This is a genomic window from Pseudomonas sp. L13, from assembly GCF_009935965.1.
GTDB lineage: Bacteria > Pseudomonadota > Gammaproteobacteria > Pseudomonadales > Pseudomonadaceae > Aquipseudomonas > Aquipseudomonas lactis.
Genome location: NZ_QODJ01000092.1, coordinates 1 through 16,675, shown reverse-complemented (window position 1 = coordinate 16,675; position 16,675 = coordinate 1). Strand labels below are relative to the sequence as shown.

16 protein-coding genes are annotated in these 16,675 nt (G+C 62.2%); 10 read left to right on the top strand and 6 right to left on the bottom strand.

Annotation, left to right across the window (positions count from 1 at the left end; genetic code table 11):
• Positions 1–174 precede the first annotated feature (174 nt).
• Complete coding sequence (locus tag DK871_RS26975) at positions 175–1,113, bottom strand: GlxA family transcriptional regulator (RefSeq protein ID WP_056784267.1); 939 nt, start codon at positions 1,111–1,113, stop codon at positions 175–177.
• A 173-nt stretch (positions 1,114–1,286) separates the two neighbouring features.
• Between DK871_RS26975 and DK871_RS26970 the strand changes: the two genes are divergently transcribed.
• The 3 genes from DK871_RS26970 (at position 1,287) to DK871_RS26960 (ending at position 3,796) form a co-directional block, all read left to right on the top strand.
• Positions 1,287–1,916, top strand: a complete 630-nt coding sequence (locus DK871_RS26970; protein WP_161907303.1) for a TetR/AcrR family transcriptional regulator — start codon at positions 1,287–1,289, stop codon at positions 1,914–1,916.
• Positions 1,913–2,590 (top strand): type 1 glutamine amidotransferase domain-containing protein, encoded by a 678-nt coding sequence (locus DK871_RS26965; RefSeq protein ID WP_161907302.1) that lies wholly within the window; start codon positions 1,913–1,915, stop codon positions 2,588–2,590. The genes DK871_RS26970 and DK871_RS26965 overlap by 4 nt, the downstream gene beginning before the upstream one ends.
• 78 nt (positions 2,591–2,668) lie before the next feature.
• Positions 2,669–3,796, top strand: coding sequence for an alkene reductase (locus tag DK871_RS26960; protein WP_161907301.1), 1,128 nt, complete (start codon positions 2,669–2,671; stop codon positions 3,794–3,796).
• 64 nt (positions 3,797–3,860) lie between these two features.
• Here DK871_RS26960 and DK871_RS26955 read toward each other — a convergent pair whose 3' ends face one another.
• A complete protein-coding gene (locus DK871_RS26955; RefSeq protein WP_161907300.1) occupies positions 3,861–4,859 on the bottom strand; it encodes an NAD(P)H-quinone oxidoreductase in 999 nt (332 codons plus the stop codon).
• Between the two features lie 183 nt (positions 4,860–5,042).
• On the opposite strand from DK871_RS26955, the gene DK871_RS26950 reads away from it, so the two are divergent.
• A complete protein-coding gene (locus DK871_RS26950) occupies positions 5,043–5,429 on the top strand; it encodes a DoxX family protein (RefSeq protein ID WP_161907299.1) in 387 nt (128 codons plus the stop codon).
• 154 nt (positions 5,430–5,583) lie between these two features.
• Here DK871_RS26950 and DK871_RS26945 read toward each other — a convergent pair whose 3' ends face one another.
• The 4 genes from DK871_RS26945 to DK871_RS26930 all read right to left on the bottom strand — a co-directional run bounded on the left by DK871_RS26945 (position 5,584) and on the right by DK871_RS26930 (position 10,164).
• On the bottom strand, positions 5,584–6,402 hold the full coding sequence (locus DK871_RS26945) for an alpha/beta fold hydrolase (protein ID WP_014718098.1): 819 nt from the start codon (positions 6,400–6,402) through the stop codon (positions 5,584–5,586).
• A gap of 93 nt (positions 6,403–6,495) precedes the next feature.
• On the bottom strand, positions 6,496–7,887 hold the full coding sequence (locus DK871_RS26940) for an alginate export family protein (protein WP_161907298.1): 1,392 nt from the start codon (positions 7,885–7,887) through the stop codon (positions 6,496–6,498).
• Positions 7,884–8,780, bottom strand: coding sequence for a VOC family protein (locus tag DK871_RS26935; RefSeq protein ID WP_161907297.1), 897 nt, complete (start codon positions 8,778–8,780; stop codon positions 7,884–7,886). Before DK871_RS26935 ends, DK871_RS26940 begins: the two co-directional genes overlap by 4 nt.
• Before the next feature lie 811 nt (positions 8,781–9,591).
• A complete protein-coding gene (locus DK871_RS26930; protein ID WP_003190613.1) occupies positions 9,592–10,164 on the bottom strand; it encodes a LuxR C-terminal-related transcriptional regulator in 573 nt (190 codons plus the stop codon).
• Positions 10,165–10,293: 129 nt separating this feature from the next.
• On the opposite strand from DK871_RS26930, the gene DK871_RS26925 reads away from it, so the two are divergent.
• From DK871_RS26925 to DK871_RS26900, 6 genes are all read left to right on the top strand, one after another.
• On the top strand, positions 10,294–11,472 hold the full coding sequence (locus DK871_RS26925; protein ID WP_161907296.1) for an acetyl-CoA acetyltransferase: 1,179 nt from the start codon (positions 10,294–10,296) through the stop codon (positions 11,470–11,472).
• Positions 11,473–11,475: 3 nt separating this feature from the next.
• Entirely contained in the window at positions 11,476–13,005 is a 1,530-nt protein-coding gene (locus tag DK871_RS26920) for a class I adenylate-forming enzyme family protein (RefSeq protein ID WP_161907295.1), read from the top strand.
• A gap of 33 nt (positions 13,006–13,038) precedes the next feature.
• Positions 13,039–14,358, top strand: a complete 1,320-nt coding sequence (locus DK871_RS26915) for an MFS transporter (RefSeq protein WP_161907294.1) — start codon at positions 13,039–13,041, stop codon at positions 14,356–14,358.
• Between the two features lie 147 nt (positions 14,359–14,505).
• Positions 14,506–15,060, top strand: a complete 555-nt coding sequence (locus tag DK871_RS26910) for a histidine phosphatase family protein (RefSeq protein ID WP_161907293.1) — start codon at positions 14,506–14,508, stop codon at positions 15,058–15,060.
• A 45-nt stretch (positions 15,061–15,105) separates the two neighbouring features.
• Positions 15,106–15,861: a precorrin-6A synthase (deacetylating) gene (cobF, locus tag DK871_RS26905; protein ID WP_161907292.1), complete on the top strand. Its 756-nt coding sequence runs from the start codon at positions 15,106–15,108 to the stop codon at positions 15,859–15,861.
• A gap of 10 nt (positions 15,862–15,871) precedes the next feature.
• A complete protein-coding gene (locus DK871_RS26900) occupies positions 15,872–16,588 on the top strand; it encodes an alpha/beta hydrolase (RefSeq protein WP_161907291.1) in 717 nt (238 codons plus the stop codon).
• Positions 16,589–16,675 lie beyond the last annotated feature (87 nt).

Here is a 16,675-nt window from a genome sequence, read left to right as displayed (position 1 = left end):
CCGCAGGAATGGATATGTACACGGTCCAACTGTGTTGACTGCCAGGCCGCCTTCGCGAGCAAGCCCGCTCCCACAGTTGGGTCGTGGGGTGTCTGGTAGATAGGCATTGGCTTTCAGGGCGTCATCGCAGGCAAGCCAGCTCCCACAATTAGATCTTCACCAAGCTGCACAGGCCTAGCCCGGGTTGAACAGCACCTGCTGCATCGCCTGGGGCGGCTGCCCGAACGCCCTGAGAAACGCCTGGCGCATGCGCTCGCGATCACCAAACCCGGTTTCGCGCGCCACCACTTCCACCGGGTGCCGGCTGATTTCCATCATCGCCCGCGCAGCTTCCACCCGCAGGGCCTCGATGGCCTTGGCCGGGGTCTGCCCGGTTTCTTCGCGAAACACCCGGCTGAACTGACGCGGGCTTAACCGGGCAACGTCGGCCAGGGCCTCCACGGATAAATCCTGAGTGAGGTTCTCGCGAGCGTAAGCCAAGGCCAGCTGCACGCGGTCGGACTTGGGGTCCAGCTCCAACAAGGCCGACAATTGCGACTGCTCGCTGCCACGACGTTGGGCAATCACCAGCTTGCGCGCAATACGCCGGGCCAGGTCGCTGCCCAGATCGTCCTCCACCATCGCGAGCGCCAGGTCGACCCCGGCGCTCATGCCCGCACCGGTCCACACCTGGCCGTCGACAATGAACAACTTGTCTTCTTCCAGACGGATATCCGGGTAGCGCTTGCGAAATGCCGGCGCATGGATCCAGTGGGTGGTGGTGCGCTTGCCAGCCAGCAGCCCAGCCTCGGCCAGCACAAAGATGCCCATGCATAACGACGCCACCCGGCGCGACTGCGCGGACGCGGCCTTGACCATTTCCAGCAGGTTGGCTTCCGGCAGGCGAAACTCCAGGTAGCCACTGACAATCAAGGTGTCATAGCCCTCTGGGCGCAGCGCGCTGGTGTTCACCGAAAAGCCCTGGGAAGTCATCACGGCGCCGCCGCTTTCCGACACCAAGTGAAACTCATAGGCCGGCTCGCCGCGCAGCAGGTTGGCGCACTCGAACACCGAGCCCAGGCTGAGGCTCAACGACTGGAAATTCGGGTAAACCATCAGCGCAACGCTGTGCATTGCATCTCTCCAAGGGGCGGGGGAGAGGCGATTGTCGGCGTGTGCCCGGCAAACGGCAACTGACTTTGGTGCATGTCCGCAATCCTTGCGGATATGACATTGTGAGCCAATGCCGCGCTGCCTAACATGAGCCCAACGCACTAGACGACTGGTCTAATCGCAGAGGGGCAAGCATGAGCAACGCAAGCAGCAGTGCGCGGCAAGCGATTCTGGAACGGGCGCAATCCATTGTCGGCGCCAAGGGGTTTTCGGCGGTGGGCTTGAACGAAATCCTGCAAGCCGCGCAAGTGCCCAAGGGCTCGTTTTATCACTACTTCAACTCCAAAGATGCCTTTGGCGTGGTGTTACTCGATACCTATTTCGACCACTACGTCGAAGGCATGCAGCAGTTGTTCGATCAGCCGGGCTCAACCCACCACGCCAAGCTGATGCGCTATTGGCAAGGCTGGATCGACAACCACACCGGCTGCACCGACGCTGGCAAGTGCCTGGCCGTGAAGCTTGGGGCGGAAGTCTCCGACCTTTCAGAGCCCATGCGGCTAGCGTTGCAACGCGGCACTTCGCGCACCATCGACTTGCTTGCCGTGGCCCTGCAGCGCGGCGTCGAAGACGGCTCGCTCGGGGTCGAGCAGGCCCCCGAAAGCCTGGCCAGGCGCTTGTATGCGCTATGGTTGGGAACCAGCGTCATGGGCAAGATCACCCGTACCACCGCGCCGTTCGCTGAGGCGCTGCTGCTGACCCAACAGCTGTTGGGCAGCCCTGAAAACCCTGTTATTCACACCGATCGAGGCACTGGAAAATGAAAGTATTAATGGTACTGACCTCTCACGACCGGCTTGGCGATACCGGGCGCAAGACCGGCTTCTGGCTCGAAGAATTCGCCGCACCTTATTACGCGTTCAAGGACGCTGGCGCCGAGGTGGTGTTGGCTTCCCCAGCCGGCGGCCAGCCGCCGCTGGACCCCAAGAGCGATGAACCGGATGCGCAAACCGAGCAGACCGAACGCTTCGCCAAAGACCCGGCCGCGCAGCAAGCCTTGGCGACCACCGTGAAGCTGGACTCGGTCAACGCCGCCGACTTCGACACCGTGTTCTACCCAGGCGGCCACGGCCCGCTGTGGGACCTGGCGGAGTCGCCGGTGTCCATCGCGCTGATCGAGGCGTTCGAGCGGGCCGGCAAGCCCATCGGCTTTGTGTGCCATGCACCGGGTGCCTTGCGTCACGTCAAGGCGGTTAACGGTGAGCCGTTGATCAAGGGCCGCCGCGTCACCGGGTTCTCCAACTCGGAAGAGGCCGCCGTTCAGTTGACCGAAGTCGTGCCGTTTCTGATTGAAGATGAATTCAAAAAACTGGGCGGCCAGTATGAGAAGGGCGCTGACTGGCAATCCTTCGTCCTCGTCGACGGCTTGCTGGTGACTGGGCAAAACCCAGGCAGCTCCAGCGAAGTGGCCAAGGCCCTGCTGACACTCTGCGCTTAAGTTAATCAACCGATGTACACGGTGGCGACTCCCAGGAGTCGCCACGGTTTTCGTTCGTCCTGAATTTGGAATATCGCCGTGCCTGACTGCATCCTGAACACCCCGATCAAGCTGGGGCATCATCGCTTGAACAACCGTGTCGTACTGCCGCCGCTGACCCGCCAGCGCAGCGCCCAGCCGGGTAATATCGCCACCGACCTGATGGCCGAGTATTACCGTCAACGGGCCAGTGCCGGGTTCATGGTCAGCGAGGGTACGCAGATCGAACCTCGGGGCCAGGGCTACGCGTGGACGCCGGGCATCCATACACCGGCGCAAATCCAGGGTTGGCGTAAAGTCACCGCAGCGGTGCATGCCGAGGGCGGTGTGATCTTCGCCCAGCTATGGCACGTGGGGCGGGTGTCCCATAACGCGCTGCAACCTGACGGTGGCGCTCCGGTGGGGCCGTCTGCGCTGGCGGCGTTGCAAGCCAAGGCCTTCATTGAAACCGGGCCCGGTGTGGGTGAACTGGTGCAGCCACCCGTACCCCGTGCCTTGACCACGCTGGAAATCGAAGAGCTGGTAGGGCACTACGCCCAGGCTGCACGCAATGCCTTGGACGCCGGGTTCGACGGTGTGGAAATCCACGCGGCCAACGGCTACCTGGTCAACCAGTTCATCTCGGCCCATTCCAATACTCGTGAAGATGAGTACGGCGGTTCGCTGGACAATCGCCTGCGCTTGCTGCGCGAGATTGTCGAAGCCGTGTGCAAGGTGGTGGGGCCGGAGCGCCTGGGCGTGCGCTTTTCGCCGCTGTTCAGTGGCACCGATCAGGACCGGGTCTACATCGGCCTGGTGGAGGAAGACCCGCACCATACCTATATCGAAGCGATCAAAGTGCTGGAGGCGTCGGGCATCGCCTATGTGTCCATTGCCGAAGCTGATTGGGACAACGCACCCGATTTGCCCGAGACTTTCCGCCAGGCCGTACGCCGCACCTTCAGCGGCAGGATCATCTACGCCGGCCGCTACACCGCCGAGCGTGGCGCACGCTTGGTAGAGGCCGGGTTGGCGGACTTGGTTGCCTTTGGGCGGCCCTTCATCGCCAACCCGGACTTGCCCCAGCGGCTGTTCAATGGCTGGCCATTGAATGCGTTGAAGGCCGAAGGTTTGTATGGCGGGACCCAGGCGGGGTATGTGGATTATCCGGTGTATGCCCAACACTAGTGTGGGAGCGGGCTGCGCTTGACGCACTGGCATCCAGGCAGCCCCTCTGTACATCAAAAATGCCTCAGTCCACCCGCAACACAATCTTGCCGATATGATCCCCACCTTCCATCCGCGCATGGGCCTGGGCGGCGTCGGTGTAGGCGTAGACCTGGTCGATCATCGGCAGGCAACGCCCGGCACTGAGTACCGGCCACACGTGTTCGCGCAGGTGCTGGGCAATTTCGGCCTTTTCTTCACGGGTGCGGGCGCGCAGCAGTGAACCGGTGATCACCGCGCGTTTGCCGAGGATGGTCAGCAGGTCGACGTCGTTGGCCTTGGCGCCACCGAGGAAACCGAGGATCACCAGGTGGCCGTCCATGCCCAGGGCCTTGAGGTTATTGTTCAGGTACGAGGCGCCCATGATGTCGAGGATCACGTTGACGCCCTTGCCATCGGTCTGTTTGGCGATGACCTCGGCAAAGTCCTGTTCGCGGTAGTTGATCGGCTCGGCGCCGAGCTTGGCAATCGCCGCGCATTTGTCGGCGCTGCCCGCCGTGGCGAATGCCTGGATGCCGAATTCCTGGCAGAGCATCAACGCGGTGGTACCGATGCCACTGGTGCCGCCGTGGATCAAGGCGCGCTGGCCTTTATGGGCACCGCCGAGGCCGAACAGGTTGGCCCACACCGTAAAGAACGTTTCCGGCACGGCAGCGGCCTGAATCCAGTCCATGCCCGCGGGGATCGGCAGCGCCTGGCTGGCCGGCACCGCGCAATACTGCGCATAGCCACCGCCATTGGTCAGCGCGCAGACCTTGTCGCCCAGGCTGTACTCGGTGACGCCATCACCCAGCGCCACCACTTCACCGGCCACTTCCAGGCCTGGGATCGGGCTCATGCCGGGCTTCATCGGGTATTTGCCCGCGCGTTGCAAGGCGTCCGGGCGGTTGACGCCGGCGGCGTGCACGCGAATCAGAATCTCGCCCGGCCCGGCCACCGGTACGTCGGCGCTGCGCGGCTTCAAGACCTCGGGCCCGCCAGGGGTGGTGATTTCGATCAGGGTCATTTCTTGGGGGAGCGTCATGGAAAAGTTCCTGTAGCGATGAGCGTATGGGTTGGGACCGTAGCGCGGGGTCGGCAGTTCAGCAAGATCATGCCGGGTTCTTTGGGCAATGCAAACGCAGGATTTCAGCACAAGCCTGCAAGTGCAGAGCCGCGGCGTTGGACACACTGGCTGTTGGTCATTTTCGACGCAAACAGGTGGCATATGAACCAAGCAAGAAATCAGGATATCGGGCTGTTGTTTCTGCGGGCCAGTGGGGCATTGTTCCTGCTGTGGGTGCATGGGTTGCCCAAGTTGCTGCACTACAGCGACCAATTGAAGCTGATCGAAGACCCGTTTCACCTGGGCGCTTCTATCACCTTGCTGCTGGCGATTTTCGCCGAGGTGCTATGCCCATTGCTGATTATGGCAGGCGTGCTGGTGCGCCTGGCGTGCCTGCCGATCCTGGCGGTGCTGGTGATTGCGTTGCTGGTGGTGCACCCGGAGTGGACGCTGTTCGAAGGGCAGTTCGGTTGGCTGCTGCTGATCATCTTCACCAGCGTGCTGATCGCAGGGCCGGGGCGGCTGGTGTTGAGCCAGCGCTTTGCCTGAAGAAAAAAGGCCGGGCGAACCCGGCCTTCTGCCTTCCGTAGGAGCGAGCTTGCTCGCGAAAAACTCACAGGCGCCGCGTTCATTCAGCAAGCACGCGTTATCGTTGACGTTCTTCGCGAGCAAGCTCGCTCCTACAGGGGCATTAAGGTAGGTATCAGCGGTTCAGGAACCCGAGCAGGTCTTCGTTGAGCTGCTGAGCGTGGGTCACGGCAAACCCGTGCGGCGCATCCTTGTAGACCTTCAGTTGCGCGCCCTCGATCATCTGCGCCGCGACTTTGCCGGTGGTGTCGAACGGCACGATCTGGTCGCCGTCGCCATGGATCACCAGGGTCGGTACGTCGATCTTGGCCATGTCCGGGCGGAAGTCGGTTTGCGAGAACGCGGTGACGCAATCCACGGTGGATTTGAGCGACGCAAGCATGGCGATCTGCAGGGTTTGGCTGAGCACACCCTCCGAGACGTGCTGGCCTTTATTGAGACCGAAGAACGGCGTGTTGAAGTCGCTGATGAACTGCGCACGATCCTTCAACAGGCCGGCCTTGATGCCATCGAACACCTCGCCAGGCACGCCTTGGGGGTAATCGGCTTGCTGGCCGAAGATCGGCGTGACCGCGCCCAGCAACACCAGGCCGGCGACACGGGCGCTGCCGTGGCGGGCGATGTAGCGCGCCACGTCACCGCCACCCATGGAGAAGCCCACCAGGGTCACGTCCTGCAGGTCCAGGTGTTCGATCAACTGGGCGATATCGTCAGCGAAGGTGTCGTAGTCGTTACCGGTCCAGGGCTGGTCCGAGCGGCCAAAGCCACGACGGTCGAACGCGATAGTGCGAAAGCCACGGCTGCTCAGGTATTCCATCTGGTATTCCCACATGTCCGCATCCAGCGGCCAGCCGTGGCTGAACAGCACGGGCTTACCGCTGCCCCAGTCCTTGAAGTAGATCTGGGTACCGTCTTTGGCTACGAATGTGCTCATCTGAAACTCCTTGCAGGGCTGAAAAAGGGCGGTGAAAAAACCGCATCACTATTGCCGTAAACCTGGGCCCAGGCTTGTATGGGTGTGCTTGTCTCACCAACTGAACTTGAGCTCCATGCCCAGGTAGTTGCTGTCGTGCCCACCGGCATCACGCAGGGTCTGGCCGACCGCGTAGTGCACCGCCTCGACCGCACCGCTGAGGTTGGGCGTAAAGGCGTAGTCGGTGCGCAGTTGCCCATAGGCGCCGGTCCAGCGCTCACCTTGGCCCGCGGTGCCAGCCACGGCCAGGTTGGGCTGGGTGTAGACGGCGTCTGCGGTGGTCTGCCGCCACAGCAGGCCGACGGCGGTTTGCACGCTGAGCTTGGCGATGGGCTTGACGGTGATCGACGGCTTGACGTGGATCAGGTTGCTGTAGCCGGTATAACCCGCCAGGGAAAAGTAATAGCCATTGGGGAACAGCGGGTTGAAAGTGCCGACCCTGCCGTCATGGGCCTTGCGGTCACCGGAGGCGATATCCAGTTGCAGGCCGATACGCGGCTTCCAGGCCAGCGTGTCAAAGGTGTAGCCGGTGCGGCTGCCACCGGCCCAGGCGCGAATCGTCTTGCTGCCCACCGAGCCGCGTTGCAGCATGGCTTCGACGTCCCAGTCGAACCCCTGGGCTGCGCCACCGAGTCGGGCGTCCAATAACTGTCGGGTCTCTTCGCCGTCGGCATCCAGGTAATGGGCGGCGCTGCGCTCGTACACGCCGTAATAGGCCGACAGCTCATTGGTGCCGCCCACCAGCCGCTCGACTCGTAACATGTGGAAGCGCGCATCGCTGTTGGACTTATCGTCGAAATGCCGGCCATCCTGGTACTGCACCGGTTGGCTGGCGATCCCGATAAAACGCCATTGCGGCGTTTCCCAGTCCGCCCACAACGCATCGAAGGACTGCCGCACATTCGGGCCGTCCCGTGACGAGATGAAGCGCTGCAAGTCGAAGGCGAAATCCTGGCGGCCAGCCCGTGCCTTGAAGGTGCCGGCGCTGAAGGTCTTCACGTATTCGGCAAAGGCCAGGCGCAGGTCGACACGGTTCTGGTCGGCACCGCCAATCGTGGTCTTGTCGTAGGCCCGCACATCTTCCAGCTGGGTGAACAGCCGCCAGTGTTCGTTCAGGTGCAAGTCGGCGTGCACCTGAAAGCGCTGGATCAGGTAGCGGTCACGCGGCACATCGCGCACGCCGAACCCGCTGGCGTCGTTCATCTCGAAGCGTTCACGCAAGGTTGAGCCCAGCGACAAGTAGGTGAACGGGTTGGCCGCGGACAACGGGATGTACTTGAGGTTGTCCAGCGGTTGCGTGCGCAAGGCCGGGTCCTTGAGCACAGACCAGTCTTCCTGCCAGCGATTGGCCTTGATCGCCGGGCGAACCGGTTGGTCGTCGGCCTGCACGCTGCCAGCCAGCAACGGCCACAGCACAGCCAGACTCCAGCCTGCGTGACGCATCATTTTGCCGCGCTGAGTTGGTGGATTTCTGCGACATAACCGCCTGGGAACTCCACCAAGGCACTGCGCCGACCTTTGCTGTCGAACGCCGGCACCAGCACTTTGGCGCCAGAGCCAGTGGCCTTGCTCAGGGTGGCGGCCAGGTCGTTGACTTGATAACCGGTGGTGTCGTGTCCGAACGGGTAGGGCAGTTGGCCGTTGGTGACCAGCACCGCCATGCGCCCGAACGGCGATTCGATATCGACGCGGCGGTAATGGCCGCCGGCCTGGCCGACATCAACCCCTGGGGCGCGCTTGTCGTCGCTCAACACCTTGCCGTGGGAGAAACCCAGGAACGCCTTGATAAACCGCTCGGCGCTGTCGCTGGACACATACACACGGTTTTCCGGCACGGTGTCGAAGGCGGCGTAATCCGGGGTCTTGGTGTGCCAGTACAGCTGCATGTTCACACCGCCCGGCCATTGCACCACGGCATCACGGCCGATGGGGTCGGGGAAATCGCTGACGATCACATCGGCGCCATTGTCCCGCGCGGCCTTGAGGGCCACGTCCATGTCCTTGACCAGGTAGCCGTTGCGTTCCTGGCCGAACGGGTGGGGTACGGGGGTGGTAAAGCCGAACAACGACACGGTGCCCGCCGGGGTCTGCAGCAGTTGCGAGGTGGTGCTGCTCGGCACCGGCAGCACGTTGACCACGACCTGGGGCGTGCTTTTGCCGCCGAAGGTGGCGAGGAAACTCTGGGCAAAACGCTCCACATCGGCCGGTGCCACATACACATGGCTGGTGTCGTACTGCGGCGCCACGGCCACGCTTGGGGTGGCGGCAAACGCGTTGCTCATCATCGCACTTGCCAGCAGCGTCAATGCCAGCGATACCTTGGTTGCCGTGTTACCCATGCCCGTTCTCCAGCGCTTATGAGGGTTCGAAAGCGGTGAGGTTAGGGGGGCAGGGCGGTGGGGAATTGTATGAACGTGCTCGGTTGAACGTTTCAGCTACGCGGCCCAGACAGCCGACGCCTGTCTACCTGACGCCCCTCAATCCAAATGTGGAAGCTGGCTTGCCTGAGATGACGGCCTGCCAGCCGACACTTCTCTAGCTGACACCCCACGATCAAACTGTGGGAGCTGGCTTGCCTGCGAAGGCGGCCTGAGAGCCGACCATAATCTTGGATCAAACCGTGTACATATCCATTATTTAGGTAATGGCTGCTTATGGTTCCGCTTTTACAGCGGCTCACTTTTGAAAAGCGCAAAAGTAAGCAAAACGCTCTTGCCCCACCACTCGGCACCTCGCTTAGGCTCGGTGTGCCCTCACTCCGGCTTGAATTCGTGGGCCGCCGTCATGGGCCATCCTTGGCCCAGGACGGCTAACCCGGCGTCCTGCCGGGTTACCCACGAATTCAAGCCTGCGTTCGGCCAGCGTGGTTTAACGGGGCGCCTGAGATCAAGATCAAAAGCAGATCAAGAGCGGCTCGCTTCGCATCGTGGTTACTGTGGAGTGCTACAACCTGCACAGTTGTGCATCTGTTACTGCACTTAAGGCTTTTTTTGTAGGAGCGAGCTTGCTCGCGAAAAACTTACAGGCGCCGCGTTCAGTCAGCAAACACTCGTTATTGTTGACGTTTTTCGCGAGCAAGCTCGCTCCTACAGAAATTGGGGCTGCCCACACATTTGGATCGCGGGGCATCAGCTAAACAGGCGTTATCTGTCAGGCCACCATAATGATCTTCGACACCAACTCCACCACCGTCTTGGCCTGCAGTTTCTTCATCAGCCGCGCCCGGTGCACCTCAACGGTGCGGTGGGAGATCGCCAGGCGCAGGGCAATCTCCTTGGACTTGAACCCGTTGACGATGTGCATGGCGATTTCCCGCTCACGGGGCGTGAGGTCGCCGGTGCCCTGGTGCATGCGGTCCAGGCGTTCGAAGTGCCAGATCATCAGTTTGAACGGGTCTTTGGGGGTGAGGGTGTAGCCGTGGGACTTGGCCCAGAACACTTCGCCGTTGTGGTGCTGCATGAAGCGTTCATCGGAATAAAAGCCGTTGTCGCTGTCGAGCAGCCAGTCATGGCTGCGCTTGCCGATGGCGTGGTAGTCGGCCTGGGACGGGTAGATCAGCAGGGTCAGTTGGTTGACCAGTGCGTCGCGGGTATAGCCGAACAGCTTCAGGAAAGCGTCGTTGCAGTCGAGTATCACGCGGTCGCTGGTGACGATTTGCGGGGCAGGGGACAGCTTGAACGCCAGGCGTTCGAGGTCGGGGAATTGCTGGGCTAGCGCGGTCATGGGGCATCCTGCCTCGTTGTTCAATGCCCTGGGCGCTACTTACCCGTGTAAGTAGTTACACGAATTGGCGCACGATCAGGGGTGGGTCATTGTAAGTAAAGTCCGAATCAAGAACAGAAGAAATTGATTATGCCTGCTGATTGCGTCTCCATTGTTGCCGCTGGTCACTCCCGTTTTGGTCGCCTGGAAGGCACGACGCTGGAAGACCTGATCGTCCAGGTGACCCGGGAAGCCCTGAGCGACGCCGAGATTGACGCGTCGCAAGTCGATGCGTTGTTCCTCGGCCATTTCAACTCGGGGCTGGTGCCCGACGGGTTTGCCGCCTCATTGCTATTGCAAGCCGACCCCGGGCTGCGCTTCAAACCCGCCACCCGCTGTGAAAACGCCTGTGCGTCCGGCTCGGCGGCGATTCAGGCGGGGGTCAATGCGATTCTCTCCGGCAGCGCCGAGCTGGTGTTGGTAGTGGGCGCCGAGAAGATGACCCACACCAGCACCGCCGCGGTCACCCAAGCCTTGGTCGGGGCCGGTTACCAGAACGACCCGGCCGAAGCCGGCCTGAGTTTCCCCCAGTTGTTCGGCCGCGCCGCGCGCCAATACGCCGAGCGTTACCACTGCCCGCTGGGCTCGATGGCGGCTATCGCCACCAAAAACCACTCCAACGCCATGGCCAACCCGCTGGCGCAGATGCATCGGGAGATGAATTTCGAGCACTGCAACAACGTGTCCCAAAGCAATCCGTTCGTGGCTGACTCCCTGCGCCTGACCGATTGCTCGCTGATCAGCGACGGCGCCGCCGCCATCATCCTTGCCTCGCCCAAACGTGCGCGGGCGTTTCGTCGCGAGGTGCAAATCCGCGCGATGACCCAGGTCAACGACACCTTGCCCATCGCCCAGCGCGACATCCTGGCCTTTGAAGGCCCGCAGCGGGCGATTCACTCGGCATTGCGTGGGGCAAATGTGACCCTGGCCGACCTGAGTTTCGCCGAGGTGCACGACTGCTTCACCATTGCCGAGCTGCTGATCTACGAAGCCATGGGCCTGGCGCCCAAGGGCGAAGGCCATCGCGTGCTCGACAGCGGCGTGGTGCGCGCCGGCGGGCGCTTGCCGGTCAACCTTTCCGGCGGGCTCAAGGCCAAGGGGCATCCGGTGGGCGCTACCGGAGTGTCGATGCACGCCCTGGCGTTCCGGCAATTGACCGGCGAGCCGATTGGCCTGACGGTGCCCAACCCGGAGTTCGGGCTGGTGTTCAACATGGGCGGAATGGCGGTGGCCAACTACGCCTCGGTCCTGCAGGCACGCCGGAGCTGAGCCATGAACATTGCCAACTGGTTGCACGACACCCAGCGCCGGGCCCCGCAACGCCCGGCTTTGTTCGACGGCAGCGTGCAAGTGGCCGACTACGCCACCTTCGCCGCCCACGTGCGCCAACGCGCCGCGCAGTTGGTGGAACAGCATGGCCTGGTGCCGGGAGACGCGGTGGCGCTGCTGATGAAAAACAGCTGCGACTACCTGGAACTGCTCTACGCCATCTGGTGGATGGGCGGGGTGGCGGTGCCGATCAACGCCAAGCTGCACCCCAGCGAAGCGGCGTGGATTGCCGATAATGCCGAGGTGCGGTTGATCTTTACCGACGGCGGCCAAGTGTTTTCTTCGCGAGATTTGCCTGCGCGTTGCACGGAACTGGACGGCCACCCGCTGCCGCCCAGTCATGGTTGGCCGACCCTGGAACAGCCGGTGCCCCGCCAGGATCACGACCTCGCCTGGTTGTTCTACACCTCTGGCACCACCGGGCGCTCCAAGGGCGTGATGCTGTCCCACGGCAACCTGATTGCCATGTCGCTGTGCTACACCACGGATGTCGACGCGGTGAGTGCCGACGATGCGGCGCTGTATGCCGCGCCCATGTCCCACGGCGCCGGCCTGTACAACTTCATCCATGTGCGCTGCGGCGCCCGCCATGTGGTGCCGGCCTCCCATGGCTTCGATGCTGCCGAGCTGTTCGGGCTGGCCGAGCAGATGGGCGAAGTGTCGCTGTTTGCCGCGCCGACCATGGTCAAGCGCATGGTGGAACAGGCGCGGCGCCAGGATTATCACGGCGCCGGCATCAAGACCATCGTCTACGGCGGCGGCCCTATGTACCTGGCCGATTTGCGCGAAGCGGTCGACACCTTCGGCCCGCGCCTGGTGCAAATCTACGGCCAGGGCGAGAGCCCGATGACCATCAGCGTGTTGCCCCGCGCCTTGATCGCCGAGCGCCAGCGTCCCGACTGGGCCACCCTGGCCGCCTCGGTGGGCCACGCGCAAGCCTGTGTGGAGATCCGCATCCTCGATGCCGAGCGCCAGCCACTGCCCACCGGCCAGCGCGGCGAAATCGCGGTGCGTGGCGCCACGGTGATGCAAGGCTACTGGCGCAACCCGCAGGCCACGCGCCAGACGCTGGTGGAAGGTTGGCTGCTGACCGGTGACATCGGCTACCTCGACCCGGCCGGCTACCTGACCCTCACGGACCGCTCCAAGGACGTGATCATCAGCGGCGGCAGCAACGTGTACCCCCGTGAAGTCGAGGAAGTACTGGCCCAGCATCCCGAGGTGTTCGAAGTGTGCGTGGTGGGGGAGCCGGACGCGCAATGGGGTGAATCGGTGGTGGCCTTCGTGGTGACCCGCAGCGGCCAGCCCCTGGATGAAGGCGAACTCACCGCGTGGTTCCTGGCGCGCATGGCCTCGTTCAAAAAACCGAAAAAATATGTGTGGCGCAGCGACTTGCCCAAGAACAGCTACGGCAAGATTCTCAAGACCGACTTGCGGCATTGGCTGCAAACCGCGAGTATCGCCGCGCTTTAACATGGATCGATAATCAGACAAGGAGTCCCCACGATGGGCAATCCCGCACAAGACACCATCCGCAAGCGCCGCCGTGCGTTTCTCGGTGCCACCTCCGGCCACTTGATCGAGTGGTACGACTACGGCGTGTATGGCTTTCTCGCGGTCTATATCGGCCAGGCGTTCTTCGTCTCCGATGACCCCACCACCAGCCTGTTGGCCAGTTTTGCCGCGTTTGCGCTGAGCTTTTTTATCCGCCCCTTGGGTGGGCTGTTCTTCGGCCCGCTGGCGGACAAGATCGGCCGGCGCAAAACCCTGATCATGGCGCTGGTGATGATGACCGGCTCCACGGTGATGCTGGGCCTGTTGCCGACCTACGCCAGCCTGGGCATCGCCGCACCGATCCTGCTGATCCTGGTGCGCTGCGTGCAGGGCTTCTCGGCGGGCGGCGAAATCGGCACCGTCACCAGCTTCATCTCCGAATACGCCGGCCCCGGTCGTCGCGGTTTTGCCACCTGCTGGCTGATGGTCACCGCCGTGCTCGGCCTGCTGCTCGGTGGCGCTGTGGCCAACGGCATGACCTGGGTGCTGGGCGCCGAGGTCATGCAGGAATGGGCCTGGCGCATACCGTTCCTGATCGCCGCGCCCCTGGGCTTTATCTCCATGTACATCCGCCTCAAGCTCGAAGACAGCCCTGAGTTCCTCGCCCTGCAACGCGCCGGGCAAACCTCCCGCGCGCCGCTGCGCGAGGTCTGGCAGTGGAAGCGTGCGATTGCCCTGGTGTTCTTTATCATCACCTTGCACAGCTCGATCTTCTACCTGGTGCTGACCTTCGCCTCGACCTACATGGCCAAGATCCTCAAGTTCGACAGCGGCACCACCTTGCTCTACGTGTTCGTCGCCAGCTTCTCGGCAGCCTTCGTGATGCCGTTTGGCGGGGCCTTTACCGATAAATACGGGCGCAAGCCGTTCCTGATGGTGATCGGTACACTGGCGACCCTGGCGATGTTCTGGCTGTTCAAATCAGCCCCGACCGCCACCCCGGCGACCTTCTTCGCACCGTTGATGGCGGTGGCGATTTTGTTCGGGCTGTATGCGTCGTCGACCTATGCGCTGATGAGTGAACTGCTGCCCACGCGCATTCGTTCCACCGGGATTGCGGTGGCCTATAACGTGCCAGTGGCGGTATTTGGCGGCAGTGCGCCGTTGATTTCCACCTGGCTGATCAAGGTGACAGGCGACATTACCTCGCCGTGGTATTTCTACGTGGCGACCGGGGTGGTGTCGTTGCTGGCGTTGGTGGTGCTGCGCAAGGAAGATTTTGTCGCCAGCGCTCACTCCACGGCCGTGCCCGCCAGCGCCGCGTTGGCCTGATTCACGAACACCCTGTGGAACGGAACTTGCCCTAACTCCCTGTAGGAGCGAGCTTGCTCGCGAAAAACGCAAAGGCGCCGCGTTTATTCAGGCAGCACGCGTTATCGTTGACGTTTTTCGCGAGCAAGCTCGCTCCAGAGAGTCGCCATGCCGGCCACCCGCTTGACCCTGATCTGCCATGCCCTTACGCCCCTGCAAAAGCAGGGGCGTTTTCCGGATGACGAGTCCGTCACGATGGACTGGCAGGGCGCGGCCCTGTCCCTGGCCGGCCGCTACACACAACAGGCACGGCTAGTGTGCGGCCCTGAAGTGAGAGCCCGTCAAACCGCGGGCTTGTTCGGCGATAACGCCCAGGTCGACCCCGCCTTACGCGACCTTGATGTCGGCGCATGGAAAGGCCAGCGTATCGGCCAACTCGACAGCGAAACCTTGAACACCTGGGCCACTGACAGCGCCAGCGCAGCCCACGGCGGAGAGTCGGTGGATCAATTGTGCAGGCGGGTCGGCCAATGGCTCAAATCTTTCGAAACCAACCTCGGCCATGTCATCGCCGTGACTCACCCGTTCGTCATCCGCGCAGCGATGCTGTCCGCCATGCAGTTGCCAATCTCGATGTTCTACCGGATCGACGTCGAGCCATTGTCTGCTACCGAGCTACGCTTCAACGGCGTGTGGCGCTTGCGCCTGGAAACTTGGGCCTGATTCCCGGAACATGGCAAAATCGACGCCCCGCACTGAGAGCACCCCATGAAACGCATCCTGATCATCGGCATTGGCGCCGGCAACCCTGACTACATCACGATGCAGGCCGTGAAGGCGCTGAACCGTACCGACGTGTTCTTCCTGATGGACAAGGGCCAGAGCAAGGACAAGCTGATCGACCTGCGCCGGGAAATCTGCGACACCTACATCACCGAGCCCGGCTACCGTTTTGTCGAGGCCGACTGCCCGGAGCGGGTGCGCGGTGAAATCGACTACACCACTGCCGTGCAAGACCTCAACCGTGGTAAGCAGCAGACCTTCGAACGCATGATCAACGAAGAAATGGCTGACGGCGAAGTGGGGGCGTTTTTGGCCTGGGGCGACCCGGCGCTGTACGACAGCACCATCCGCATTTTGCAGGCGATCCTGGCCAGTGGCCGTTGTGTCTTCGAGTTTGAAGTGATTCCCGGCATCACCAGCGTGCAGGCCCTGGCCGCGCAACATAAGGTGCCGCTCAACCGCATCGGCAAGTCCATCGAAATCACCACCGGGCGCCGCCTGGCGGCGGGGCAGGCGAGTGATGCCGATACCCTGGTGGTCATGCTCGACGCCGAAGATTCCTACCGCAGCGTGGCGGATCAGGACCTGGATATTTACTGGGGCGCTTACCTTGGCACGCCGGATGAGATCCTGATCAGCGGTAAAGTGGCACAGGTGGCAGACGAGATCGAACGGGTACGCAAGGCGGCGCGCCTGGAAAACGGCTGGATCATGGACACCTATTTGTTGCGCAAACCCTGAGGTAAACCCGATGCTCAAACAGCTTGCCTTCGCCTTGGCCCTGGTGGCCGGCGCCGCTCATGCCGATAGCGGCTTGCACACCGACTTGCCGTTGTCCTACCTGGAACAGACCCAGGGCGATGCGCGCAACCAGCCGCTGGTGATCTTCCTGCATGGTTTTGGCAGCAACGAGGAAGATTTGTTTGGCATCAAGGACGCCTTGCCATCCACCTGGACCTACCTGTCGGTGCGTGCGCCACTGCCGGTAGAACCGCAGGGTTATCGCTGGTTTACCAAGACCGATGAGCCTGAGTACAACGGCGAGACCGACGAGCTGTTCAGCAGCGCCCGGCTGATCAAGGACTTTGTGCTCAAGGCCACCGCCAAGTACCACACCCAAAGTGATCGGGTGTTCCTGGTGGGGTTCAGCCAGGGCGCGATCATGTCTTACGAGGTGGCCTTGCGTGAGCCCGAATTGGTACGCGGTATCGCTGCGCTCAGTGGCAGCGTGCTACCGGTGCTCAGGTCTGCGCTGAAACCTGATGCGTCGATGGGCAAGCTGGCGATCTTTATTGGTCATGGCACTTTGGATCAGGCGCTGCCCTTTAGCTCGGCCACGCAGTCGAACAAGGTGCTGGCGGGGTTGGGGCTCACGCCGGAGTTTCATCAATACCCGGGGATGAATCACACCATCAGCGAAGCGGAAATCCAGGACTTAAAAGCCTGGCTTGAGAAAAGCCTGAAGTGAAAATGCGGTTAAAAATGTGGGAGGCCCCACTAAGTCTCCGACATAGCGCTGTCGCGCATCAAACTGGTTCATCGTAAGGTTTAAGAA